This window comes from Pantoea sp. UBA6567 (genome assembly GCF_002434165.1).
GTDB lineage: Bacteria > Pseudomonadota > Gammaproteobacteria > Enterobacterales > Enterobacteriaceae > Pantoea > Pantoea eucrina.
Genome location: NZ_DJJN01000003.1, coordinates 45,502 through 70,427, shown reverse-complemented (window position 1 = coordinate 70,427; position 24,926 = coordinate 45,502). Strand labels below are relative to the sequence as shown.

Sequence of the window (24,926 nt, the reverse complement as noted above, 5' to 3'; positions counted from 1 at the left end):
AGGTAACCCAATGGAGTATGAATTTTTACGCGATATCACCGGCCAGGTCAGGGTGCGCATGTCGATGGATCACGAAGCGGTAGGCCACTGGTTTAACGAAGAGGTCCGCGACAACGCCGGGCTGCTGGATGAAGTGGAAGCGGCGGCGCGTGCGGTAAAAGGCACCCATCAGCAGTGGCAGCGTATCGGACATGAGTACACGCTGTGGCTGGATGAAGAAGAGGTGATGATCCGCGCTAACCAGCTGGCACTTGAGGATGAGGGGCTGGAAGAGGGCATGGCCTACTACGATGAAGAGAGTCTCTCATTCTGCGGCGTGGATGACTTTCTGGCGGTGATCGCGGCTTACCGGCAGTTTATAGCGGGCAGATAACCCGCACAGCCCTATGCCGCACCGTTACTTAACGTAGGCCAGCAGGCTCAGTGAATCACGCGCCAGCGATTTGCACTTCTTATCGTTATTGATTGCAATGCCACTCAGATCTTTATAGCTCTCTTCGCCCAGCGCTTTCATGTTGTAGCTGCTGTAGTTGCTCAAATCCCAGCGGTTCTGCTGGGCAAAAAACACCAGCGCTTTGCGGATTTGTGCATCCGGCAGCGCCTGGTAGCCGCAGTCGTTTTTCAGATAGACAAAGACCGCCGTCAGGTCAGCCAGATCTTCCGCTTCAGACTCGCTCAGCGCAAAACTGCTGGTGGAGAAGCCAAAGAGTCCCGCCAGCAGCAGGATCTTAATGCTTTTTGTCATAATGGTTCTCAGCAAAGGACAATCCATTGACGTTAGCACAGTTACCGTCCGGATTCCGCTTCTTTTACCCCGGCGACGGGCAGGCTACTATTTTGCTGCCCGGCACTTGACCCTCCCGCAGGGGCAGGGTTTAGGCTGGGTGCCTCATTATCACAAGGATATGCGTATGCAACGTCGCACTTTTCTCAAACTGACCGCGGCGCTCAGCGCGGCAGGCGCACTGCCGCTATGGAGCCGCTCACTGATGGCGGCTACGCGGCCGCTGCTGCCGATCCCTGCGCTGCTTGAGCCAGATGCGCGCGGTCACTACAGCCTTACCGCCATGACGGGCAGCACGCAGTGGCAGGGTAAAGCGGTGCCGACATGGGGCTATAACGGCAGCCTGCTCGGGCCGGTTCTGCGCCTGCAGCGCGAGAAGCGCGTCACGGTCAATATTCATAACCGGCTGCCGGAAGCGACCACCGTACACTGGCACGGCCTGGCGATTCCGGGTGACGTGGATGGAGGCCCGCAGGCGATTATCGCGCCCGGTGCCACGCGGCAGGTGAGCTTTACCCCCGATCAGCCGGCGGCGACCTGCTGGTTTCATCCGCATCTGCACGGCAAAACCGGTCATCAGGTGGCGCAGGGATTAGCCGGGCTGGTGCTGCTGGAGGATGAAGCGTCCGGCAAGCTGCGTCTGCCGATGCAGTGGGGAGCCGATGACGTACCGCTGATTTTCCAGGATAAACAGCTTAACAGCGCCGGCACGCATATCGATTATCAGCTGGATGTGATGCGCGCGGCGGTAGGCTGGTTTGGCGATATGATGCTGACCAACGGCGTGCAGTATCCGCAGCACGCCGTGCCGCGCGGCTGGCTGCGGCTGCGGCTGCTTAACGGCTGTAACGCCCGCTCGCTGGAGATCGCCACCAGCGATAAACGACCAGTCTATGTGGTGGGCAGCGATGGCGGACTGCTCGCTGAACCGGTACAGGTGACGTCGCTGTCACTGCTGCCGGGCGAGCGCTTTGAGGTGCTGATCGATACCTCTGACGGGCAGCCTTTTGATATCGTCACGCTGCCGGTGACGCAGATGGGGATGACGCTGCCGCCGTTTGATCGGCCACTGCCGCTGGTGCAGATCCTGCCGCTGCGCATTATGGCGAGCGGGACGCTGCCGGACACCCTGGTGGATCTGCCGCCGCTGCCTGCCAGTGACGGCGTACAGAACCGCTGGCTGCAGCTGATGATGGATCCGCAGCTGGATAAGCAGGGGATGCAGGCGCTGATGGATCGTTATGGCCATCAGGCGATGGGGGGCGCGGCAGACCACGGCGCGGCAGAGACGCACAGCGGACACGATGCCATGCCAATGGAACAGAGCGAACATGGCGCGATGCCGATGGATCACGGTGCGCACGACGCTGCCGCATACGATTTTCACCACGGCAATAAGATCAACGGTGAAGCGTTTAACATGCAGAAGCCGATGTTTGCCGTGCCGCTGGGTAAAACCGAGAAGTGGACGATTTCAGGCGAGGGCGATGCGATGCTGCATCCGTTCCATATTCACGGTGCACAGTTCCGTATCCTGTCAGAAAACGGCAAGCCGCCCACCGCGCATCGTGCCGGCTGGAAAGATATGGTTAACGTCAACGGCTGGCGCAGTGAAGTCTTAGTAAGGTTCGACTATGCTGCCAGCGCGGAGCATGCCTATATGGCACACTGCCATCTGCTGGAGCACGAAGATACCGGCATGATGCTCGGCTTCACGGTCGCGTAGCGGGGCCAGACGACCGCAAGGGCGGCATCTGAGCCGCTCGGCGTCAGCCGCCGTCTGCCGCCTCCAGCGCCTGGCTGATATCCGCAATCAGGTCGTCCGGATGCTCAATCCCGATCGACAGGCGCACCGTCGCGTCGCTGATGCCAATGCGCTGACGTACCGCCAGCGGCACGCCAGAGTGGGTGGTGCTGGCCGGATGGCTGGCGAGCGACTCGGTGCCGCCCAGGCTTACCGCCAGCTTAAACAGCGTCAGCGCGTTGAGAAAGCGGAAAGCCGCAGGTTCACCGCCCTGAATATCAAAGGAGAAGGTCGAGCCGGCGCCGCTGCACTGACGCCGGTACGTTTCTCCGGCCGCACTCTGTGCGTCAAGATAGGGCAGCCAGAACAGCGCCGCGACCTGAGGCCGGTCGCGCAGGAAGGCGGCGACCCGTTCCGCATTTGCGGCGGCTTTCTCCATGCGCAGCGCCAGCGTCTCCAGCGAACGGCCAATCATCCAGCTTGAGTGCGGGTCGAGCTGCGTGCCGATCGCGCTGCGCAGCGCGCGCACAGATTTCATCAGCGTCCGGCTGCCCAGCGCGGCGCCGGCGATAAGGTCGGAGTGGCCGCCCACATATTTGGTCAGCGAATAGAGCGAGATATCTGCGCCATGCTGCAGCGGATGCTGAAACAGCGGCCCCAGCAGCGTATTATCGCAGGCGATAACCGGACGCGAACCCTGCTGCTGTGCAATGACATCCGCCACCTGCGCAATAAGCCGGATATCCACCAGGCTGTTGGTGGGGTTGGCCGGCGTCTCGATCAGGATCAGGGCGACCCGGCCACGCTGCCACGCCAGCTTCGCCGCCTCATAAACCTTATCTTCATCCGTACCCTCGCTGAACCCTACGGCTTTAATTTCCAGATCGTGCAGCGTCTTGCTCAGCAGAGTTTCTGTGCCGCCATACAGCGGCTGTGAATGCAGGATCACCTCGCCCGGCCGCGCAAACGCAAGCAGCGTAGTGGCAATGGCTGACATACCGGAAGAGAAGAGCACCGCGCTCTCAGCGCCCTCATAGATAGCCAGGCGATCTTCAACGATTTCGCTGTTGGGATGGTTAAAGCGTGAATAGACCAGTCCGCCACTCTGGCCAGCAGGCGGCTGACGGCGACCCGATACATAATCAAAAAAATCTTTGCCCTCTTCGGCACTGTTGAAAACAAAGGTTGAGGTAAGAAACACCGGCGGTTTTACCGCGCCTTCTGACAGCCGCGGATCGTAACCGTAATTAAGCATCTGCGTTTCCGGATGCAGCGTGCGCCGATCGGAAGGTTCTTTATTGCTGGATGAGTTTGCCATAGCAGCTCCGGCTGAATCAGGATAAAGCGCGTAAACCCTGCTATAGAGTTAATGCCATCGCGGAAAATTTTGCTACGTAATCGTTTGCGTTTTGTGTGCGCGGTTAGCCATCAGGCGCATTGTGATAGACTGCGGAGCTTTCTGAAAACCTTAACCAGGCGAACGCAATGAAACACACCGTTGATGTGATGATCTCCCGGGAGGAGATTGCAACCCGTATTGCCGAGCTGGGCAAACAGATCAGTGAAGCCTACCGCGACAGCGGCAGCGAGATGGTGCTGGTTGGTCTGCTGCGCGGCTCCTTTATGTTTATGGCCGATCTGTGCCGGGAAATTGACGTCCCGCATGAGGTCGACTTTATGACCGCCTCCAGCTACGGCAGCGGCATGTCGTCGTCACGCGACGTCAAAATCCTGAAAGATCTCGATGAAGATATTCGCGGTAAAGATGTGCTGATCGTGGAAGATATCATCGACTCCGGCAACACGCTGAGCAAAGTGCGTGAGATCCTGCGCCTGCGTGAGCCAAAATCGCTGGCCATCTGCACGCTGCTGGATAAACCCGAGCGTCGTGAAGTTGAGGTGCCGGTCGAATATGTGGGCTTTACCATTCCCGATGAGTTTGTCGTGGGCTTTGGCATTGACTACGCGCAGCGCTATCGTCATCTGCCCTATATCGGCAAAGTCACCATGCTGGACGCATAACCGCACAATCTACCTGGGTCATTTTGGCCGTTCCGGGATAGAATCAGCCGCCCGTAAGTGACTGACTTGCGGGCCTGATGCACTTTTCTGCACGATACAGCGCGTCATGCGCTCCCCGCAGGCGCACCACGTCTGATTTCAACACAAATTCTGCTGAATTCGCCGCACGTCTGGCGCGGGCGCACTATCATTTTCATCAGGCTTTGATGTCACAACAACAGGATATGGACTCGCAATGACTTATGCACTGGAACTTTCCGGGCTGACCAAGACCTATCCCGGCGGCGTACAGGCGCTGAAAGGTCTCGATCTGAACGTAGAGGCGGGCGACTTTTACGCTCTGCTGGGACCAAACGGGGCCGGTAAATCGACCACCATTGGGATTATCAGCTCGCTGGTTAATAAATCTGGCGGCAGCGTTCGGGTATTTGGTTACGACCTGCAAAAAGATGTGGTCAATGCCAAGCGCCAGCTCGGGCTGGTGCCACAGGAGTTCAACTTTAACCCGTTTGAAACCGTGATGCAGATCGTCGTAAACCAGGCAGGCTATTACGGCGTGGAGCGGGCAGAGGCGAACAAACGTGCGGAGAAGTATCTTAACCAGCTCGATCTGTGGGGCAAACGCAATGAGCGCGCCCGCATGCTTTCAGGCGGTATGAAGCGCCGCCTCATGATTGCGCGTGCGCTGATGCATGAGCCCAAGCTGCTGATTCTGGATGAGCCGACGGCCGGCGTGGATATTGAGCTGCGCCGCTCAATGTGGGTGTTTCTGAAAGAGCTGAATGCGAAAGGCACCACGATTATCCTCACCACTCACTATCTGGAAGAGGCAGAGATGCTGTGTCGCAATATCGGCATTATTCAGAGCGGCGAACTGGTGGAGAATACCTCCATGAAGGGCCTGCTCTCTAAACTGAAATCGGAAACCTTTATTCTCGATCTCGCCCCGCGCAGCGCGCTGCCGCAGCTGGAGGGCTTTCAGTATCGCCTGGTGGATACCTCGACGCTGGAAGTGGAAGTGATGCGTGAGCAGGGGCTTAACAGCGTATTCAGTCAGCTGAGCGCGCAGGGCGTACAGGTGCTGAGCATGCGTAACAAGGCAAACCGGCTGGAAGAGCTGTTTGTGGGACTGACACAGGGTAAAGCAGGAGGCAGATCATGACGCATCTTTATTGGGTCGCGTTAAAGAGTATCTGGAGCAAAGAGATTAACCGGTTTGCCCGCATCTGGATCCAGACGCTGGTCCCGCCGGTGATCACCATGACGCTCTACTTTATTATTTTCGGTAACCTGATTGGTTCACGCATTGGCGACATGCACGGCTTCAGCTATATGCAGTTTATCGTGCCGGGCCTGATTATGATGTCGGTGATCACCAACGCCTATGCTAACGTCGCCTCCTCTTTTTTCAGCGCAAAATTCCAGCGCAATATTGAAGAGCTGCTGGTGGCACCGGTGCCGACCCACATCATCATTGCCGGCTATGTCGGCGGCGGCGTGGCGCGTGGCGTCTGCGTGGGGATCCTGGTGACGGCGGTCTCGCTCTTCTTTGTGCCGTTCCACGTTTTCTCCTGGCCAATGGTTGCCATCACTCTGCTGCTGACCGCGGTGCTCTTTTCGCTGGCGGGTCTGCTCAACGCGGTGTTCGCCCGCACGTTTGATGATATCAGCCTGATCCCGACCTTTGTGCTGACGCCGCTGACTTATCTGGGCGGCGTCTTCTATTCGCTGGCGCTGCTGCCGCCGTTCTGGCAGGCAGTCTCGAAGCTGAATCCGGTGGTGTATATGATCAGCGGCTTCCGGTACGGCTTCCTCGGCATTAACGATGTGCCGCTGGTGTTTACGCTGTCGGTGCTGTTAGCGTTTATCGTGGTGTTTTATGTGCTGGTGTATACGCTGATCCAGCGCGGTCGCGGCTTACGCACCTGAATGTTATTGAGCGGGATAATAAACAGGGGCGCCGGAAAGGCGCCCCTGATGTTTCCGGCAGCTCAGCGTAATATGGCTGAACGCTACGCAACCTGAACCGGCAGCGCCCGGGCAAGACGTTTCATCTCATTATCGCCCTCAAAATAGGCCACCTTTGGCTGCCAGCTGCGCGCCACTTCATCCTCTACCTGCACGTAAGAGCAGATAATCATGATGTCTCCGGCACAGGCGCAGCGCGCGGCAGCACCGTTTACGGAGATAATTTTTGATCCCCGCTCGGCGGCGATGGCGTAGGTGGAAAAACGCTGGCCGTTGGTCACGTTGTAAATATCGATCGCTTCATATTGCAGAATGCCGGCAGCATCCAGGAAATCCTGATCGATCGCGCAGGAGCCTTCATAGTGCAGATCGGCCTGCGTGACTTTGACGCGGTGCAGTTTGCCCTGCAGAACAGTACGAATCATCGCGGTATACCCTTAAGGTGCTGTTTAAACGACGGCTTACGCCATCAGATCCACTTGCTGATTATCAATCAGACGCGCGTTGCCCAGCCAGGCGGCCATCAGGATCACCGCGCGCTGGCTCTCCACCGTCAGCGGCTGCAGCGTGCTGGCATCGCAGATCGCCAGCCCGTCAGGACGAAACCCCTTTTCCTGCAGCGCGGCATTCGCCTGTTCAATAATCTCATCAATGTGGCGTTCGCCGTTGCTGAGGCGCTCCGCCATACTCTGCATGACCTGGCTCAGACCCGGTGCCAGCCTGCGTTCATCGGCAGTAAGATAGCCATTGCGCGAACTCAGCGCCAGCCCATCTTTCGCCCGCACGGTGGGCACGCCAACGATGTCGATATCAAAGCCCATATCCGCAACCAGTTTGCGTATGATCGCCAGCTGCTGAAAGTCCTTTTCGCCAAAACAGGCGACGTCAGGCTGCACCAGGTTGAACAGTTTGCTGACGATCGTAGCGACCCCACGGAAGTGGCCCGGCCGGCTGGCACCCTCCAGCAGTGCGGAGAGCACCGGCACCTCAACAAACGTCTGGTTCTCTGTACCCTGCGGATAGATCGCCTGCGGTGCTGGTGCAAATACCAGATCCACACCGTGACGGTTAAGCTTTTCGCAATCGTCCTGCAGCGTGCGCGGATAGCGTGCAAGGTCATCCGCGCGGTCAAACTGCATCGGATTAACAAACACCGAGACCACAACCACATCAGCCCGCTGGCGCGCTTCATCAACCAGCGTCAGGTGGCCATCATGCAGATTGCCCATTGTGGGCACCAGGGCGATACGTTTGCCCGCCTGGCGCCAGCGACGGATCTCGCGGCGTAGCATCGGCAGCGTTTCAATGATCAACACGATAAATCTCCGGATTCAGAAGAAGCTGTGTTCGGCGGCAGGATAGGTGCCAGCCTCAACGTCGGCAATATACTGGCGAATTGCCGCGCGAATGTCGCCGGTTTCGGCGAGGAAATTTTTGGCAAATTTTGGAATGTGGCCACCGGTGATGCCAAAGGCGTCATGCATCACCAGAATCTGGCCATCGGTGACGTTACCTGCGCCGATGCCGATCACCGGAATGGTCAGCGCCTGGGTGATGCGCGCCGCCAGCGCGACCGGCACGCACTCCAGTACCATCAGCTGTGCGCCAGCGGCTTCCAGCGCCAGGGCATCGGCCAGCAGGCGTTCAGCGTCCGCCTCATCACGGCCCTGCACTTTGTAGCCGCCAAAAATATTTACCGACTGCGGCGTCAGGCCCAGATGGCCACAGACCGGTACGGCGCGCTCGGTCAGCATGCGTACGCTCTCCGCCAGCCACGCACCCCCTTCCAGTTTGACCATGTTGGCACCGGCGCGCATCAGCTGCGCGGCAGAGGCGAAAGTCTGCTCCGGAGTGGCATAGCTCATAAAGGGCAGGTCAGCCATGATCAGTGCCTGCGGCGCGCCACGGCGCACGGCGGCGGTATGATAGGCGATATCAGCCACCGTCACCGGCAGCGTGGAATCATGCCCCTGCACCGTCATACCCAGCGAATCGCCAATCAGCATCACCTGAATGCCTTCATCGGCAAACAGGCGGGCAAAGCTGAAATCATAAGCGGTAAGAGTGGCAAAGCGGCGCCCGCTGGCTTTCAGCTGGCGCAGATGAGAGATAGTGGTTGGTTTCATCGCAATCTCCGGCGTTTCTGATGCGCGCAGTGTACTGGATTGCTTGCAGGGGGGATATGACCGGCAGGAAATTATCGCGTGTCAGACGGACCAGAGGGTGATTTCGCTGCAGTCCAGCGTGGCGAGCACGCCGCTCAGCGGACGGCCATCGGGCAGGCGCAGACCCGGCGCAATCTCCAGCAGCGGCAGCAGCATAAATGCCCGGTTGTGCATATCATAGTGCGGTACGGTTAAACGCGGCGTATGGATCACCTGATTGCCAAACAGCATGATATCGATATCGAGCGTACGCGGCCCCCAGCGCTCAGCTTTGCGCACGCGGCCATGTTCCAGCTCAATATGCTGGGTGTGATCCAGCAGCGTCTCGGGCAGCAGCGCTGTATCAAGCGCCACTACCGCGTTCAGGTAGTCGGGCTGATCCGCCGGACCATAGGGCGGCGTGCGATAGAACGATGAGGTCGCCACGCGGGAGGTCTCCGGCAGCGTATCGAGCGCCGCAAGCGCTGCATCAATCTGATGCAGCGGATCGGCAAGATTACTGCCCAGGGCGAGATAGACGCGATTCATGATGCGTTGCTGCTGCTGCCCTGTTCGCGACGCGGACCGGTGGAGCGGCGGCGCGGACGGCGCGGTTTACGGCGCGGCTGCGGATCGTCCCCCAGCGTGTTCAGCATGGTTTTCTGCTGGACCGGAACGGCGGCCTGGAATTCACCCCACCACTGGCTGAGACGCTGCAGTTCCGGATTCTTTTCTACTTCAGCACGCAGCGCCAGCAGGTCGTAAGCGGCGCGGAATTTCGGATGCTCCATCAGCTTCCATGCGCGTTTGCCGTGGCGACGCGACATACGCAGCTGCAGCTGCCAGATATCGCGGACCAGGGTGGTAATGCGTTTCGGGATCGCCAGCGCGCGGCACGCCTCGTCCAGCGTATCATTCATGGAGAGTGCAAACGCGTCATAGTAGGTCAGGCCGCTCTCCTGAGCGATACGCTCAGCGGATTCCAGCTGCGGATACCAGAACATTGCGGCAAACAGAAACGCCGGATTGACACGCAAATCGTTGTGCAGCCGGGTATCGGTGTTTTTCAGCACCTGCGCCAGCATGCGTTCCATCATGCTGTCGCCTTGCTCGGTAAAGTGGCGCGCCAGGGTCGGGAACAGCGGCTGGAAGAGCTGATATTCACACAGCATCTGCCAGGTGCGGTAGCCATAGCCAGCCTGCAGCAGCTTCAGCGCCTCTTCAAACAGGCGGGCGGGCGGAACGTCATTCAGCAGCGTCGCCAGGCGCGGGATCGGCTCGGCGGTTTCCGGCGCAATCTGCATATTGAGTTTGGCGGCAAAGCGCACCACGCGCAGCATGCGTACCGGATCTTCACGGTAGCGCGTCTCCGGATCGCCAATCAGGCGTACCACGCCCTCCTGCAGATCCTGCAGGCCACCCACATAGTCGCGGACCGTGAAGTCTGCCACGCTGTAGTAGAGGCTGTTGATGGTGAGATCGCGGCGCTGCGCATCATCTTCGATGCTGCCAAAAATATTGTCGCGCAGCAGCATGCCGTTCTGGCCGCGCTGCGAGCTGTTGCGATCGTCTTCGCTCTCTTCCTGATGGTGGCCGCGGAAAGTCGCCACCTCGATCACTTCCGGCCCAAACATCACGTGCGCCAGACGGAAACGGCGGCCAACCAGACGGCAGTTGCGGAACAGTTTGCGCATCTGCTCAGGCGTGGCATTGGTCGTCACGTCGAAATCTTTCGGCTTTTTGCCCAGTAGCAGGTCGCGTACGCCGCCGCCGACCAGGTAAGCTTCAAAGCCTGCTTTATTCAGGCGATAGAGCACCTTAAGGGCGTTTTCGCTGATATCTTTGCGTGAGATGTTATGGTTTTCCCGGGGAATGATGGTCATCTGGTTTTCAGCTTCCACCTCTTCAGGCACCTCCTCGTCACGCTTGAGGACTCTCCGGCAAAAATTAGCGACTCGGGTAAAAATGGGACACCTCGACAGTGACAAAAAATGGGTGGTAATAAAATCAGCGGCTAATCATAGCCTGTTGCGAACCATTTAGGAATGGCGTTGTCATTTCATCCGGCTTTAGCGCGTCATGTAACGGGATCTGCGCCGGCGCCCAGCGCGTAATGGCCTGACTCAGCAGCAACGCCAGCGGGCTATCCTGCCAGCCTTCTTCTGCCGGCTGTCCGAGAAAGCGCAGCGCCTGCACCAGCAGCGGACGCGGATCGCCAGCGGGCAGGGCAGGGGCGTGATTCTGCTTGGAGAGTTTATTGCCGTCAGCGGCGATCGCCAGCGGCAGATGCAGGTATGCCGGCGGCGTCCAGCCAAACTGCTGATAGAGCGCGATCTGACGCACCGTCGGGGCGATTAAATCCGCGCCGCGCACAATTTCGGTAACGCCCTGGTCATGATCGTCGACCACCACCGCCAGGTTATAGGCGAACAGCCCGTCCCGGCGATGGATAATAAAATCCTCTTCCGCCAGCTGAGGATCCGCCAGCAGCTCCCCGCGCAGCCGATCGGTAAAATGCCGGACCGGCGCGTGCTGGCGCAGGCGCAGCGCCGCGTTATCCGGCGGGAGCCGGCGATCGCGACAGTAACCATCGTAATACCCACCCAGCTGCTGAATACGCCGGCGACTGCAGGTGCAGAAATAGCTCTGGCGATGCGTGCGCAACCAGGCCAGCGCCGCCCGATACGCATCATGCCGCTGTGACTGCCACATCACTTCACCATCCCACTCCAGCCCGTAATGCTCCAGCTGCTGCAGAATGCGCGTGGCAGCACCCGGTACTTCACGTGGCGGATCGATATCTTCAATACGCACCAGCCAGCGGCCCTGCTGCGCACGCGCGCTGAGATAACTGCCGAGTGCAGCAATCAGGGAACCAAAATGAAGATCGCCGGAGGGCGAAGGGGCGAAGCGACCAATACAGGAGGACATAGCAGAGGGTGTCACTGGAAGATACACCGCACGGCGGGGAAAGATTGATTTTCCCTGCTGTGCGGTGAGAACAGGCGGATGGACATCAGCCAGCCATCTGCTTCTCGCGGATCTCAGCCAGCGTTTTGCAGTCAATGCAAAGATCGGCAGTCGGACGCGCTTCCAGACGGCGGATACCGATTTCAACACCGCAGGATTCACAGTAGCCGAAGTCGTCATCTTCCACTTTTTTCAGCGTCTTCTCGATCTTCTTAATCAGCTTACGCTCGCGATCGCGGTTACGCAGTTCCAGGCTGAACTCCTCTTCCTGCGCTGCACGGTCAACCGGATCGGGGAAGTTAGCAGCTTCGTCCTGCATGTGTGACACAGTACGGTCTACTTCATCCCTGAGTTGGTTGCGCCAGGCTTCCAGAATCTTACGGAAGTGGCCTAACTGGGCGTCGTTCATATACTCTTCGCCCGGTTTCTCCTGATACGGCTCCACACCTGCGATGGCGAGGATACTCAGGGACGATGTTTTACGGTTTTGCCCTTCTTGCATGTTGTTTCTCCTGGATAACACGCACTACCCGTTGCGATTCAGACTGCCCGGCAGGATTGCTGCACGGCTGGCCTGTCTGCTCTGGGTTTATCGATTCCCATCAGGGAAAAAAACAGGCCGCTATAAATAGCAGAAGCAATCAAGGTTGGCAATTATTCCTGAACACACCTTGACAAGCCTGTGAGTAAAAGCGTATTTAGCGCGCCTCCGGCTCCATCCTGACACAGTTTATCGCCACTATTATGACAGCTCAGCGCAGGCTGCCACCGGCAGCGGTCGGGAGAGCTGCATCTGCTCAGGAGAAAGCGTGGCCTGATACGCAAACACTTCTACGCCACGGCGCTGTGCCTGTACCAGTAGTTCTGCGTAGTGCGCGTCGATATGGCGCGCCGGGGAAACGTCCTCAATCCCCGTGTGCAGAACAGCAAACAACAAAACGGCCCGATGACCTTCTGCCGCGATTGCACTGAGTTCGCGCAGATGCTTCTGTCCGCGGACCGTCACCGCATCCGGAAAGTAGCCTTTACCATTCTGTAAAAGGGTGACGGATTTGACTTCAATATAGCAGTTTGATCTGCCCTCTGCCTGCAGAAGGAAATCAATTCGGCTTTTTTCCGTGCCATATTTCACTTCGCTGCGGCAGTGGGTGTAACCGGATAATTCCGGAATATGCTGCTGCTGCAGCGCCTCCTGCACCAGCTGGTTAGCGCGCAGCGTATTAACGCAGATCCAGTGGCCCGACTGCGTCTCTGTCAGCTCCCAGCTGTGCGGATATTTGCGCGTCGTGCTGGCTGACGTGGAGTACCACACCGTGTCGCCGGGCGTGGCGCAGCCGGTCATGGCGCCGGTGTTGGCGCAGTGGATGGTCAGCAGGTCGCCCTCAGGCGTCACGATGTCAGCCAGAAAGCGCTTGTAGCGCGCCACCAGACGAGCCGGCTTAAGCGGCAGAGTAAACTGCATGGTGGATCCTCAGGCTGAAGTGAGCGGCCAGCGCGCCACGGTTTTGTAGCGCGTACGGCCGCGGGAAAAGAGCGATGAACAGAGCGCAAACCGGGTCGCTTCCATCTGCCAGTGAAACCCGCGCGGCGGCAGCACAATGCGCTGTGTGGCGTGGCGCAGCAGGGTAACGTGCGGATGAAAAGGCTGTGCGCTCTGCGCGCAGCCGTGTCGTGCCGCCTGAGCGCGCAGCAGCGACGCCAACTGCAGCAGTCCGCGCGGCGCGCGGCGGCAGCCGAGCCATACTACGCCGGGGCGTGGCCAGTGTCCGGCATCATCCAGGTCAAGCGTAAAAGCGGGCTGGGTAATACGCGCGGCGAGCTGTTGCAGGCTCTCCTGCGTCTCGCGGTTCACCTCACCCAGAAACGCCAGCGTCAGATGCAGGTTGGCCGCTGCAACCGGCGTACCGGCCTCAGCGGCAAAATTATCCGCCCGCCACTGCACCAGCTGCTGCTGAAGCGGAGCAGGCAGTTCAAGAGCAAAAAACAGGCGTTGCGTGGTCATAAGCGTGCTCCGGTAATCTGCGCCGGGTGGTGTACAATGCGCGCCATATTAGCACAGGCAGAGCAGGAGAAGAGCGTGAGTGAATTACCGGTCAGCGAGGTATTGCCTGCGCTGCTGACGGCGCTGGAGCGTTCGCCCCAGGTGCTGCTGGCGGCCCCTACCGGCGCAGGAAAATCGACCTGGCTGCCGCTGCAGCTGCTGCAGCAGGCGTCGCTGCCGGGGCGTATTATTATGCTGGAACCGCGTCGTCTGGCGGCGCGCAATGTGGCCCAGCGGCTGGCGGAGCAGCTTGGCGAGCAGCCGGGTGAAACCGTGGGCTTCCGGCTGCGCGGTGAGAGCTGCGTCAGTGCGCATACCCGACTCGAAGTGGTCACCGAGGGGATCCTGACGCGCATGCTGCAGCGCGATCCCATGCTGGAGGACGTAGCGCTGGTGATCCTTGATGAGTTTCATGAGCGCAGCCTGCAGGCCGATCTGGCGCTGGCGCTGCTACTGGATGTGCAGCAGGGGCTGCGCGATGACCTGAAGCTGCTGCTGATGTCCGCCACGCTGGATAATCAGCGTCTGCAGGCGCTGCTGCCCGCTGCGCCTGCCATTGTATCGGCCGGACGCAGCTATCCGGTGGCGCGCCGCTATGCCACCCTCAATCCGCAGACGCGTTTTGAGGAGGCGGTGGCGCGCGAGGTCGTCCAGCTGCTGCGCGAGGAGCACGGCTCGCTGCTGCTGTTTCTGCCGGGCGTGGCGGAGATTGAGCGTGTCAGGCGGGAGCTGAGCGTACGGGTGGGGGACGATATCGATCTGGCTCCGCTCTACGGTGCGCTGCCGCTGGAGGCGCAGCGGCGCGCCATTCTGCCGGCCGCCGCCGGCCGCCGGAAGGTCGTGCTCGCTACGAACATTGCGGAGACCAGCCTGACCATCGAGGGGATCCGTCTGGTGGTCGATAGCGCGCTGGAGCGGGTCGCGCAGTTTGATGCCCGCAGCGGCGTCACCCGGCTGCAAACGCAGCGTATCAGTCAGGCATCCATGACGCAGCGCGCCGGGCGCGCCGGCCGGCTTGAGCCGGGTATCTGCCTGCATCTGCTGGCACAGGAGCAGGCGCTGCGCGCGCCGGCGCAGAGTGATGCAGAGATCTTAAGCAGCGATCTCGCCGGTCTGCGGCTGGAGCTGCTGCAGTGGGGCTGTAGCACGGCAGCGCAGCTGCAGTGGCTTGACCTGCCGCCGGCCCGCAACCTGCAGGCGGCGGACGCGCTGCTGCACCAGCTGGGCGCGCTGGACAGCGCCGGACGGCTTAACGCCACCGGCCGGAAAATGGCGCGGCTCGGCAGCGATCCGCGTCTTGCGGCCATACTCTGCGCGGCGGGGGAGGAGAGCGATGCCATTGCCAGCGCGGCGCTGCTGGTGGCCACTCTCGAAGATCCGCCGCGTGGCGGCAGCGTCGATTTGCGTGACGCGCTGAACCATCCCCAGCCGCAGTGGCAGCGGCGGGCGCGGCAGTGGCAGCAGCGTCTGCACGCCAGCGGTGGACGGGTGGATGCCGATCGCATTCCGCTGCTGCTGGCGGCGGGTTTTGCCGACCGCATTGCGCAGCGGCGCGGCGAGAGCGCACGCTACCAGCTGGCAAACGGTCTCGGCGCCATGCTGGATGAGGATCACGGCCTTAGTCGCTATCCCGCCCTGATTGCGCCCGCGCTGCTGCAGGGGGCGGGCGCGGCGGACGCACGCATGCTGCTGGCGCTGCCGGTGGACCTGACGGCGCTGCGGGCAGCGCTGCCGCAGCTCATTACCCGCCGGGTTGACGTGGAATGGGATGAGGAGAGAGGCACGCTGCGCGCCTGGAAACGCGAACTGCTGGGCGAGCTGGTGCTCAGCGCGCAGCCTCAGGCGCGGCCAGACGCTGAGATTCTGCATCCTGCCATGCTGCGCTGGATACGCGAAAAGGGATTGTCGGTGCTGGGCTGGACGCCGGAAGCGGAGCAGCTGCGCCTGCGCCTGCAGTGCGCGACGCAGTGGTTGCCGGAAGAGGGGTGGCCGCCGCTGGACGATACGGCATTGCTTGATACACTGGAAAGCTGGTTACTGCCTGAGATGACGGGCGTGCGCGATCTGAAAGGGCTGCAGGGCATTAACCTCAGCCGGGCATTATTACATTTGCTGACATGGTCGCAACGTCAGCGGCTGGATAGTGCGCTGCCAACTCACTACACTGTGCCGACCGGAAGCCGCCTGCCCATCCGCTATCACGCAGAGAATCCGCCCGCGCTGGCCGTTCGCCTGCAGGAGATGTTTGGCGAGGCGCAGAATCCGGCTATCGCTGAGGGCCGCGTGCCGCTGGTGCTGGAGCTGCTGTCACCGGCGCATCGTCCGCTGCAGATCACCCGCGATCTGGCGGCGTTCTGGCGCGGCGCGTACCCCGAGGTGCAGAAAGAGATGAAAGGGCGCTACCCCAAACATCCATGGCCGGACGATCCGGCCAGCGCCCTGCCAACAAGGCGCACCAAAAAGTTTTCCCCGTAACCCTGTGGATCGAATTCAGAGGGTTCTGCCATGCGCCGCGGGAGAAAGCAGTTAGAGTAACGGCCGCAGCTACCGCTATGCCTGGAGAGAAGAGAGTATGTCTGGGAACGATCGCGAACCTATTGGGCGCAAAGGAAAAGCGCCAAAGCCGCCGCGCACTACCGCGCGGCGCGGGCACCGCAAAGAGCCTGATGGCCACATCGGGCAAACTGATATTGATGAAGATTATGAGGAGAGCGCTCCGGTGCCACCGAAAAGTAAAGGAAGGGGTAAAGGCCCGCAGCGCGGCAAGCGCCGCTGGTTAGGCTGGCTCATTAAGCTCTTCCTCGTTGTTGTTGTTGTGATGGCGGCCTGGGGCGTCTATCTCGACTCTGAGATCCGCAGCCGTATTGATGGTAAAGTCTGGCAGCTGCCTGCCGCCGTCTACGGGCGCATGGTCAGCCTTGAGCCTGGCATGGCCTATGATAAGAAAGAGATGATTGCGCTGCTGGAAGGTACGCAGTATCGCGAAGTGTCGCGCATTACGCGTCCGGGCGAGTTCAGCGTCAAGGGCAATACCATCGATCTGCTGCGCCGGCCGTTTGATTTTCCTGACAGCAAAGAGGGACAGATCAACGCGCGTCTGACCTTCAGCAACGATGAGCTCTCCGGTATTAAAAATCTCGATACCGGGCGCGACTTCGGTTTCTTCCGTCTCGATCCGCGCCTGATCACCATGCTGCAGTCGCCTAACGGCGAACAGCGTCTGTTTGTGCCGCGTGCCGGCTTCCCGGATCTGCTGGTCGATACGCTGATCGCGACCGAAGATCGTCACTTCTATGAGCATGACGGGATCAGCCCTTACTCGATCGGCCGTGCATTTCTGGCCAACATCACCGCCGGAAAAGCGGTACAGGGCGGCAGTACGCTGACGCAGCAGCTGGTTAAAAACCTGTTCCTGACCAATGAGCGCTCACTATGGCGTAAAGCGCGTGAAGCCTATATGGCGGTGATCATGGATGCGCGTTACAGCAAAGATCGCATCCTTGAGCTCTACCTCAATGAGGTCTATCTCGGTCAGGCCGGTAACGATCAGATCCGCGGCTTCCCGCTGGCCAGCCTCTACTATTTCGGGCGTCCGGTTGATGAGCTCAGCCTCGATCAGCAGGCGATGCTGGTCGGAATGGTAAAAGGCGCCTCGCTCTACAACCCGTGGCGGAATCCAAAGCTGGCGCTGGAGCGACGTAATCTGGTGCTGCGTCTGCTGCAGCAGCAGCAGGTGATTGACCAGGAGCTGTATGACATGCTCTCGGCGCGTCCGCTGGGCGTACAGCCAAAAGGCGGCGTGATCACCCCGCAGCCCGCCTTTATGCAGATGGTGCGTAATGAGCTGCAGGCGAAGCTGGGCGACAAGGTAAAAGATCTCTCGGGCGTGAAAATTTTCACCACGCTCGATCCGGTTTCACAGGACGCGGCTGAAAAGGCGGTAGAAGAGGGGATCCCCACGCTGAAGAAACAGCGCGGGCTGAAAGATCTGGAAACCGCCATGGTGGTGGTAGACCGCTTCAGCGGTGAAGTGCGTGCTATGGTTGGCGGTTCCGATCCGCAGTTTGCCGGCTATAACCGCGCGCTGCAGGCGCGCCGCTCTATCGGCTCGCTGGCGAAACCGGCTACCTATCTGACCGCGCTGAGTCAGCCCAACAGCTACCGGCTGAACAGCTGGATCGCGGATGAACCGATTGCGCTGAAGCAGCCCAACGGCAGCGTCTGGAAGCCAATGAACGACGATCGTCGCTTCAGCGGCAAGGTGATGCTGGTGGATGCGCTGACTAACTCCATGAACGTGCCAACGGTTAATCTGGGCATGACGCTGGGGCTGGATGCGGTAGTGGATACCTGGAATAAACTGGGCGTGTCGAAAGATCAGCTACATCCGGTGCCGGCGATGCTGCTGGGCGCGCTGAACCTGACGCCGGTGGAAGTGGCGCAGGCGTTCCAGTCGATCGCCAGCGGCGGCAACCGTGCTGACCTGTCGGCGGTGCGTTCGGTCATCGCTGAAGATGGCTCGGTTCTGTTCCAGAGCTTTCCGCAGGCGCAGCGCGTGGAGCCTGCTCAGGCGGCCTATCTGACGCTCTATACCATGCAGCAGGTGGCGGAACGCGGTACCGCCCATGCTCTGGGCGCACGCTATCCGAAAGCGCACCTGGCGGGCAAAACCGGGACCACCAACGATCTGATCGACAGCTGGTTTGCCGGTGTTGACGGTAAAGAAGTGGCGATTACCTGGGTCGGACGTGATAACAACCAGACGTCGAAACTCTATGGCTCCAGCGGTGCGATGCAGATTTACCGTCGCTATCTCGATAATCAGGCGCCGATGCCGCTGGTCCTGACGCCGCCGGAGGATATCACGCAGATGAACGTTGATTCTGCGGGTAATTTCGTCTGCGGATCTGGCAGCAGTACCTGGCGTTCACTGCCGGTCTGGACGCTGGATCCGGCCGCACTCTGCCAGCAGCAGATGGAGCAGCAGCAGGTGTTCCAGCAGCAACAGCAGCAGCAGCCTGAGCAGCAACAGCAACAGCAGCAACAGTCGCAGAATGAGCAAAAGGATTCTGACGGCGTGGCGGGCTGGATCAAAGATATGTTCGGCAGTAAATAAGTCATCCCTTCATACAGGGCGCTCCGGCGCCCTTTTTTTTGCCTCCGGTTTTTTATCCGCGATCAATCGATGCTGCAATCGGGCAGTAATTGCGGCAATCGCGCAGATTACATCTTGCAGATCGCGCGCAGCTTCGCCTAGAATCTTTGCGTCTGATAATCATTATCGTTTTCATTCGCCCGCATTGTTCATCTGTTGAGAGACTCCTTCATGAGTGCGCGAACTACTTTTTTCCGGCCGGAGCTGACGCCTCGTCGCCCGCTGGCTTTATTTATTGCGTTAACACTGGGTACGCTGAGCGCGCAGGCGCTGGCAGAAGAGACTGTTGTTGTCACCGCTGCCGATACCGGCACGGTGGCACAGGAGAGCGCCTGGGGCCCGGCCCCGACCATTGCGGCGAAGCAGAGCGCCACCGGCACCAAAACCGATACGCCGATTGAAAAAAACCCGCAGTCGGTTTCGGTGGTGACGCAGGAAGAGATGGCGATGCATGCCGTCACCAGCGTTAAAGGGGCATTCAACTATACCCCTGGCGTACTGACCGGTAACCGCGGCAGTTCGGACGTGATTGATGCACTCTCAATTCGCGGCTTCAGCGAAACCAACACCAATCAGTATCTGGATGGCCTGAAACTGCAGGGCGACAACTACTCAGAATTCGCCCTCGATCCCTGGTTCCTGGAGCGTGCGGAGCTGCTGCGCGGCCCGGTATCGGTGCTCTATGGAAAAAGTAATCCGGGCGGCGTAGTGGCGCTGGTCAGCAAGCGCCCCACGCAGGAGACGCTGCGTGAAGTGCAGTTCCAGATGGGCAATGACAATCTGTTCTCAACCGGCTTCGATTTCGGCGGCGCGCTCGATGACGCAGGCGTCTACAGCTATCGTCTGACCGGCCTCGCGCGCAGCGCTGATGCGCAGCAGGCGATGAACAAAGAGAAGCGCTACACCATTGCGCCTTCATTCAGCTGGCGTCCGGACGAAAATACGCGTTTTGACCTGCTGACTTACTTCCAGAATGAACCGGAAACCGGCTATTACGGCTGGCTGCCGCGCGAAGGCACGGTGGTGGGCATCACCCGCCCGGACGGCAGCAGTTACAAACTGCCGACCCATTTTGATGAAGGCGAAGAGAGCAACAAGATTTCGCGCAACACCAAAATGGTCGGGTACAGCGTTGAGCATAGCTTCAGCGATACCTGGACGGTGCGGCAGAACCTGCGCTATGCCGAACTGCGTACGGATTACCGCAGCATTTATGGCTTCGGTTATAACCCTGATAATCAACGTATTACCCGTAATGCGGCATTCTCGAAAGAGAAACTCAACCAGTTCGCGGTTGATACGCAGGCCCAGGCTAACTTTGCTACCGGTGATTTAGCTCATACCTTGCTGCTGGGCGTTGATTTCCAGCGCACCCGTAACGACATTGATGGTCAGTTTGGTGTCGCCAGTGGTCTTAGCCCATTCAATCCGCAATATGGTGATGACAGCTATACCCCTTATACCAATCCTTATCAGCATTTAAATCAGCAGCGCCAGACTGGCCTGTATGCGCAGGATCAAATGGAATGGAACCGCTGGGTGTTAACACTCGGTGGCCGCTACGATTACGCGATGAACTCCGTTACCGATCGGGTGGAAAATTCCGTAGACCGTCAGAATGATCAGGCATTTACCTGGCGCGGCGGGGTTAACTACGTATTCGATAATGGTATTGCACCTTACTTCAGCTATAGCGAAGCGTTCATCCCGAATGCTGGTGCGACAGGGAACGGTCAGGCGTTCGATCCTTCACGCGCTAAGCAGTATGAGGCAGGCGTAAAATATGTGCCGAAAGATCGTCCGATTGTTATGACGGCCGCTGTGTATCAGCTCACCAAAACCAAAAACCTGACGGCCGATCCTGATAATCCGCAGTTTAGCGTGCAGAGCGGCGAAATCCGTTCACGCGGCGTGGAGCTGGAAGCGAAAGCCGCGGTGAACGCCAGCATCAACCTGACGGCGGCTTACTCTTATACCGATGCGGAATACACCGAAGATAACTTGCTGAAAGGCCGCACGCCGGTGCAGGTGCCGAAGCACATGGCATCGCTGTGGGGCGACTACACCTTCCATGACACGGCGCTATCGGGCGTAACTATCGGTGCCGGTGTGCGTTACGTCGGTGAAAGCAAAGGATTGTATGCCAGCGGTAGCAACGCGAACCAGAGCTTCGATGTCGCCGCTTACACCACGGTAGACGCCGCGCTGAAGTACGACCTGGGTCGCTTCGGCCTGCCGGGTTCGACTGTGGGCGTCAACGTCAACAATCTGTTCAATCGTGACTACGTCGCCAGCTGCTACCGCGACTACGCCTGCTACTGGGGCGCTGAGCGCCGTATCGTGGGTACCGCTACCTTCCGTTTCTGAGACTGATATCCGGGCGCGCCGCGCCCGTTAGCCAGGGAGTACCATGCTGCATTCGCACTACGCCGAAACCACTTTTGCGCTGGATAGTGCCAGCTTTCACGTGCCGGGGCGCACGCTGCTGCATCCGCTGTCGCTTACGTTTACACCGGGAAAAGTGACCGCACTGATTGGCCATAACGGCTCGGGAAAATCGACCCTGCTGAAAATGCTGGGGCGCCATCATGCTGCGACGGCAGGAGAAGTGCTGCTGAACGGCGAACCGGTGGCGCACTGGAACAGCAAAGCGTTTGCACGTCAGGTGGCCTATCTGCCTCAGCAGCTGCCTGCGGCAGAAGGCATGACGGTGCGCGAACTGACGGCGATGGGGCGCTATCCGTGGCACGGTGCGCTGGGACGTTACGGCGCGGAAGATCGCAACCGGGTTGAGGAGGCGATTGCGCTGGTGGGGCTGAAACCCTTTGCCGGCCGTCTGGTGGATAGCCTCTCCGGCGGCGAGCGTCAGCGCGCCTGGCTGGCGATGCTGGTGGCGCAAAATAGCCGCTGCCTGCTGCTGGATGAGCCGACGTCGGCGCTGGATATTGCGCATCAGGTTGAGGTGCTGGCGCTGATCCAGCGGCTGAGCCGCGAGCGCGGACTCACCGTGATTGCCGTGCTGCACGATATCAACATGGCGGCGCGCTACTGCGACAGGCTGGTGGCGCTGCGTCAGGGCGAGGTTATCGCCGAAGGGGAACCGGCGGCGATCATGCAGGCTGACGTGCTGGGCACGATCTACGGTATTCCGATGGGCATACTGCCGCACCCGCAGGGCGGCGCGCCCGTCAGTTTTGTTCGCTGAGGAGCAGGGATGATCTCACTGACCCGTCGTCGTCTGCTGACGGCGCTGGCGCTCTCGCCGCTTATGCAGTGCGCGCCGCTGCGTGCTGCCGTGCCGGACAATTCACGCATTCTGGCGCTGGAGTGGCTCTCAGCTGAACTGCTGATGGCGCTGGGCGTGGCACCGCTCGGCGTGGCGGATGTACACAACTACAATATCTGGGTTGGCGAGCCGCCGCTGCCCGCCAGCACCGTCGATCTTGGCCTGCGTGGTGAACCTAATCTGGAGCTGATGACGCAGCTGGATCCCTCGCTGATCCTGTACTACAGCGGCTTTGGTCCGTCAGCAGAAACGCTGCAGCATATCGCCCCGACGCTGGGTTTTTCGCTTCACAGCGGCGACGGCAAGCCGTTCAGCGCCGCGCAACACTCGCTGCGGCAGCTGGGCGCGCACATTGGACGCGAGGCGCAGGCGGAGCAGCATCTGCAGGAGACCGGACAGCAGCTGGCGGCGGCACGGGTGCGCCTGCAGGGATGGGCCGGACGACCAATCCTGCTGATGTCGCTGCTCGACAGCCGGCACGCCATTGTTTTCGGGCAGAACAGCCTGTTTCTGGATGTCATGCAGCGGCTCGGTCTTACCAGTGCCTGGCAGGGTGAAACCAGCTACTGGGGCAGCGCGGTCATCGGCCTGGAGCGGCTGGCTGAAGTGGGCAACGTTGAGGTGCTCTGCTTTGACCACGATAATCAGCGCGATATGCAGCAGGTGACCCGCACCGCGCTGTGGCAGGCGCTGCCGTTTGTGCGTGCTGGCCGCTTCCGGCGCGTGCCGGCCGTATGGTATTACGGTGCCACGCTGGCAGCCCTGCGATTTGTACGCGTGCTGGAAAGCGCGCTGGAGTCCCGTTAATGCGTATCTCTCTTTTTCCCGCCGCGCTGCTGAGTGCGATATTTGCTATCGCTCTGCTGCTGACCTTTATCAACCTGCAGCACGCGCTGCCGCTGGCGCAGTGGCCGCAGGCGTTTTTGACGCCCGATATCGATGCGATTCGCCAGATGGTCTTTCACTACAGTCTGCTGCCGCGTCTGGCACTGGCGCTGCTGCTCGGCGCCGGACTGGGACTGGCGGGCCTGCTGTTTCAGCAGGTGCTGCGTAATCCGCTGGCAGAGCCTGCCACGCTGGGTATCTCCTCCGGCGCTCAGCTGGGCATTACCGTTGCCACGCTGTGGCAGCTGCCGGGTGGTGAGCTTACGCAGCAGTTTGCGGCGACAGGTGGTGCGCTGCTGGTCGGCGTGCTGGTGTTTGGCGTGGCGTGGGGCAGACGGCTTTCACCGGTGACGCTGATCCTCGCCGGACTGGTTCTGAGCCTGTATGCCGGCGCGGTCAATCAGGTCTTTGCCATCTTTAATCACGATCAGCTGCAGAATATGTTCCTCTGGAGCACCGGGGCGCTTAATCAGCTCGACGGGCACAACGTGGCGCTGCTCTGGCCCCGGCTGCTGCTGGCGTTTGTGCTGACGCTGGCGCTGCTGCGTCCGCTGACGCTGATGGGACTGGATGATGGCGTGGCAAAAAATCTTGGCCTGTCGCTTTCCATCGCACGCGTTGCCGCGCTGGCGCTGGCAATTCTGCTCAGCGCGCAGCTGGTGAACATTGCCGGCATTATCGGTTTTATTGGGCTATTTGCGCCGCTGCTGGCAAAAATGCTGGGTGCGCGGCGGCTGCTCAGCCGCATTCTGCTGGCTCCGCTGATTGGTGCACTGCTGCTGTGGCTGGCCGATCAGTCGGTGCAGTTGCTCACGGTGTACTGGCGTGAGATTTCGACCGGCACGGCGACGGCGCTGACCGGGGTGCTGCTGCTGCTGTGGCTGCTGCCGCGGCTGCGTGCCGGCTCTCAGCCGCCGGAGATGAACGCCGGGGATCGGGTGCCGGCCGAGCGTCAGCGTGTGCTGCGCTGGGTGCTGACGGGGCTGGCGGTGCTGCTGCTGCTGACCGTTGCGGGTATCAGTTTTGGCCGTAACGCTACGGGCTGGGCATGGGTAAGCGGTGACATGCTGCAGCAGCTGCTGCCGTGGCGCGCACCGCGCGTGCTGGCGGCGCTGGCGGTGGGAATGATGCTGGGCGTGGCGGGTACGCTGATCCAGCGTCTGACCGGCAACCCGATGGCCAGCCCGGAAGTGCTGGGTATCAGTTCCGGGGCGGCGTGCGGCGTGGTGCTGATGCTGTTTTTTGTGCCGGGCGATGCGCTGGCGTGGCTGCTGCCGGCAGGGATAGCCGGAGGAGCGTTAACGCTCGGCGTCATTATGCTGGTTGCCAGCCGGGGGGGCTTTTCACCGCAGCGTATGCTGCTGGCAGGAATGGCGCTGAACAGCGCGTTTGCCACGCTGCTGATGCTACTGCTGGCGAGCGGCGATCCGCGCATGGAGGGGCTGCTGAGCTGGATCTCCGGCTCCACCTATAGCATCTCGCTGCCGCAGGCGCTGCAGAGTGCGGTCATCGCGCTGATACTGGTCGCCCTGGCACCGCTGGCAAGCCGCTGGCTGACGCTGCTGCCGCTTAGCAGCGCCACCGCCCGCTCCGCGGGGATGTCACTGACTGCCTCACGATTGCTGCTGCTGCTGCTGGCCGCCGCGCTGACCGCCGCCGCGACGCTGACGGTCGGACCGCTGAGCTTTATCGGGCTGATGGCACCGCATATTGTGCGTATGCTCGGCTTCCGGCGCGCGCTGCCGCAGATGATGATGGCTGGCGTAACCGGCGCCGGGCTGATGCTGGTGGCTGACTGGTGCGGCCGGATGCTGGCGTTTCCGGATCAGATCCCGGCAGGGCTGATGGCAACCTTCTTTGGCGCCCCCTATTTCATCTGGCTGCTGCGCCGCGCGTGACAGAAAAAAGGTGCGCCGTGGCGCACCTT

At 60.4% G+C, this 24,926-nt stretch carries 22 protein-coding genes; 11 read left to right on the top strand and 11 right to left on the bottom strand.

All coding sequences use genetic code 11. The features are described 5' to 3' along the window. Nucleotides 1-10 precede the first annotated feature (10 nt). Nucleotides 11-373, top strand: coding sequence for a protein YacL (gene yacL, locus B4M48_RS01700; RefSeq protein WP_039382633.1), 363 nt, complete (start codon nucleotides 11-13; stop codon nucleotides 371-373). Nucleotides 374-397: 24 nt separating this feature from the next. Here the strand turns inward: yacL and B4M48_RS01695 are convergent, their stop codons facing one another. Next, nucleotides 398-745: a YacC family pilotin-like protein gene (locus tag B4M48_RS01695; RefSeq protein WP_039382635.1), complete on the bottom strand. Its 348-nt coding sequence runs from the start codon at nucleotides 743-745 to the stop codon at nucleotides 398-400. A gap of 166 nt (nucleotides 746-911) precedes the next feature. Here B4M48_RS01695 and cueO point away from each other — a divergent pair, with 166 nt between their 5' ends. Beyond that, nucleotides 912-2,510, top strand: coding sequence for a multicopper oxidase CueO (gene cueO / locus B4M48_RS01690; RefSeq protein ID WP_039382636.1), 1,599 nt, complete (start codon nucleotides 912-914; stop codon nucleotides 2,508-2,510). 43 nt (nucleotides 2,511-2,553) lie between these two features. On the opposite strand, the gene B4M48_RS01685 is transcribed toward cueO, so the two are convergent. Next, a complete protein-coding gene (locus B4M48_RS01685) occupies nucleotides 2,554-3,846 on the bottom strand; it encodes a cystathionine gamma-synthase family protein (RefSeq protein WP_071669064.1) in 1,293 nt (430 codons plus the stop codon). Nucleotides 3,847-4,013: 167 nt separating this feature from the next. Here B4M48_RS01685 and hpt point away from each other — a divergent pair, with 167 nt between their 5' ends. The 3 genes from hpt (at nucleotide 4,014) to B4M48_RS01670 (ending at nucleotide 6,479) form a co-directional block, all read left to right on the top strand. After that, a complete protein-coding gene (gene hpt / locus B4M48_RS01680) occupies nucleotides 4,014-4,550 on the top strand; it encodes a hypoxanthine phosphoribosyltransferase (protein WP_039382640.1) in 537 nt (178 codons plus the stop codon). 235 nt (nucleotides 4,551-4,785) lie between these two features. Continuing rightward, complete coding sequence (locus B4M48_RS01675) at nucleotides 4,786-5,712, top strand: ABC transporter ATP-binding protein (protein WP_288655805.1); 927 nt, start codon at nucleotides 4,786-4,788, stop codon at nucleotides 5,710-5,712. Further along, nucleotides 5,709-6,479: an ABC transporter permease gene (locus B4M48_RS01670; protein WP_039382646.1), complete on the top strand. Its 771-nt coding sequence runs from the start codon at nucleotides 5,709-5,711 to the stop codon at nucleotides 6,477-6,479. Before B4M48_RS01675 ends, B4M48_RS01670 begins: the two co-directional genes overlap by 4 nt. 83 nt (nucleotides 6,480-6,562) lie before the next feature. Here the strand turns inward: B4M48_RS01670 and panD are convergent, their stop codons facing one another. The 9 genes from panD to thpR all read right to left on the bottom strand — a co-directional run bounded on the left by panD (nucleotide 6,563) and on the right by thpR (nucleotide 13,634). Next, the gene (gene panD, locus B4M48_RS01665; RefSeq protein WP_039382649.1) at nucleotides 6,563-6,943 is read right to left on the bottom strand and encodes an aspartate 1-decarboxylase; all 381 of its coding nucleotides are present in this window, start codon (nucleotides 6,941-6,943) and stop codon (nucleotides 6,563-6,565) included. Between the two features lie 36 nt (nucleotides 6,944-6,979). Then, on the bottom strand, nucleotides 6,980-7,834 hold the full coding sequence (gene panC, locus B4M48_RS01660) for a pantoate--beta-alanine ligase (RefSeq protein ID WP_039382651.1): 855 nt from the start codon (nucleotides 7,832-7,834) through the stop codon (nucleotides 6,980-6,982). Between the two features lie 15 nt (nucleotides 7,835-7,849). After that, on the bottom strand, nucleotides 7,850-8,644 hold the full coding sequence (panB, locus tag B4M48_RS01655) for a 3-methyl-2-oxobutanoate hydroxymethyltransferase (RefSeq protein ID WP_108569997.1): 795 nt from the start codon (nucleotides 8,642-8,644) through the stop codon (nucleotides 7,850-7,852). Between the two features lie 81 nt (nucleotides 8,645-8,725). Further along, a complete protein-coding gene (gene folK, locus B4M48_RS01650; protein ID WP_039382657.1) occupies nucleotides 8,726-9,211 on the bottom strand; it encodes a 2-amino-4-hydroxy-6-hydroxymethyldihydropteridine diphosphokinase in 486 nt (161 codons plus the stop codon). Further along, entirely contained in the window at nucleotides 9,208-10,629 is a 1,422-nt protein-coding gene (pcnB, locus tag B4M48_RS01645) for a polynucleotide adenylyltransferase PcnB (RefSeq protein ID WP_211279566.1), read from the bottom strand. The genes folK and pcnB overlap by 4 nt, the downstream gene beginning before the upstream one ends. 40 nt (nucleotides 10,630-10,669) lie before the next feature. Continuing rightward, the gene (gluQRS, locus tag B4M48_RS01640) at nucleotides 10,670-11,593 is read right to left on the bottom strand and encodes a tRNA glutamyl-Q(34) synthetase GluQRS (protein ID WP_039382659.1); all 924 of its coding nucleotides are present in this window, start codon (nucleotides 11,591-11,593) and stop codon (nucleotides 10,670-10,672) included. 85 nt (nucleotides 11,594-11,678) lie between these two features. Continuing rightward, the gene (gene dksA / locus B4M48_RS01635) at nucleotides 11,679-12,134 is read right to left on the bottom strand and encodes an RNA polymerase-binding protein DksA (RefSeq protein ID WP_039382663.1); all 456 of its coding nucleotides are present in this window, start codon (nucleotides 12,132-12,134) and stop codon (nucleotides 11,679-11,681) included. A gap of 240 nt (nucleotides 12,135-12,374) precedes the next feature. Further along, nucleotides 12,375-13,094 carry a DNA/RNA nuclease SfsA gene (sfsA, locus tag B4M48_RS01630; protein ID WP_039382667.1) on the bottom strand — a complete coding sequence of 240 codons (720 nt, stop codon included), beginning with the start codon at nucleotides 13,092-13,094 and terminating at the stop codon, nucleotides 12,375-12,377. 9 nt (nucleotides 13,095-13,103) lie between these two features. After that, complete coding sequence (gene thpR, locus B4M48_RS01625; RefSeq protein WP_039382671.1) at nucleotides 13,104-13,634, bottom strand: RNA 2',3'-cyclic phosphodiesterase; 531 nt, start codon at nucleotides 13,632-13,634, stop codon at nucleotides 13,104-13,106. Nucleotides 13,635-13,670: 36 nt separating this feature from the next. On the opposite strand from thpR, the gene hrpB reads away from it, so the two are divergent. The 6 genes from hrpB (at nucleotide 13,671) to fhuB (ending at nucleotide 24,897) form a co-directional block, all read left to right on the top strand. Further along, nucleotides 13,671-16,148: an ATP-dependent helicase HrpB gene (gene hrpB, locus B4M48_RS01620; protein WP_288655803.1), complete on the top strand. Its 2,478-nt coding sequence runs from the start codon at nucleotides 13,671-13,673 to the stop codon at nucleotides 16,146-16,148. A gap of 97 nt (nucleotides 16,149-16,245) precedes the next feature. After that, nucleotides 16,246-18,789 carry a bifunctional glycosyl transferase/transpeptidase gene (gene mrcB / locus B4M48_RS01615; RefSeq protein WP_071669059.1) on the top strand — a complete coding sequence of 848 codons (2,544 nt, stop codon included), beginning with the start codon at nucleotides 16,246-16,248 and terminating at the stop codon, nucleotides 18,787-18,789. Nucleotides 18,790-18,999: 210 nt separating this feature from the next. Then, nucleotides 19,000-21,195 (top strand): ferrichrome porin FhuA, encoded by a 2,196-nt coding sequence (gene fhuA / locus B4M48_RS01610; protein ID WP_288655801.1) that lies wholly within the window; start codon nucleotides 19,000-19,002, stop codon nucleotides 21,193-21,195. Between the two features lie 43 nt (nucleotides 21,196-21,238). Continuing rightward, the gene (fhuC, locus tag B4M48_RS01605; RefSeq protein ID WP_039382680.1) at nucleotides 21,239-22,033 is read left to right on the top strand and encodes a Fe3+-hydroxamate ABC transporter ATP-binding protein FhuC; all 795 of its coding nucleotides are present in this window, start codon (nucleotides 21,239-21,241) and stop codon (nucleotides 22,031-22,033) included. A 9-nt stretch (nucleotides 22,034-22,042) separates the two neighbouring features. After that, nucleotides 22,043-22,921, top strand: a complete 879-nt coding sequence (gene fhuD / locus B4M48_RS01600) for a Fe(3+)-hydroxamate ABC transporter substrate-binding protein FhuD (RefSeq protein WP_071669056.1) — start codon at nucleotides 22,043-22,045, stop codon at nucleotides 22,919-22,921. Next, entirely contained in the window at nucleotides 22,921-24,897 is a 1,977-nt protein-coding gene (gene fhuB / locus B4M48_RS01595) for a Fe(3+)-hydroxamate ABC transporter permease FhuB (RefSeq protein ID WP_288655799.1), read from the top strand. Before fhuD ends, fhuB begins: the two co-directional genes overlap by 1 nt. Nucleotides 24,898-24,926: the final 29 nt, after the last annotated feature.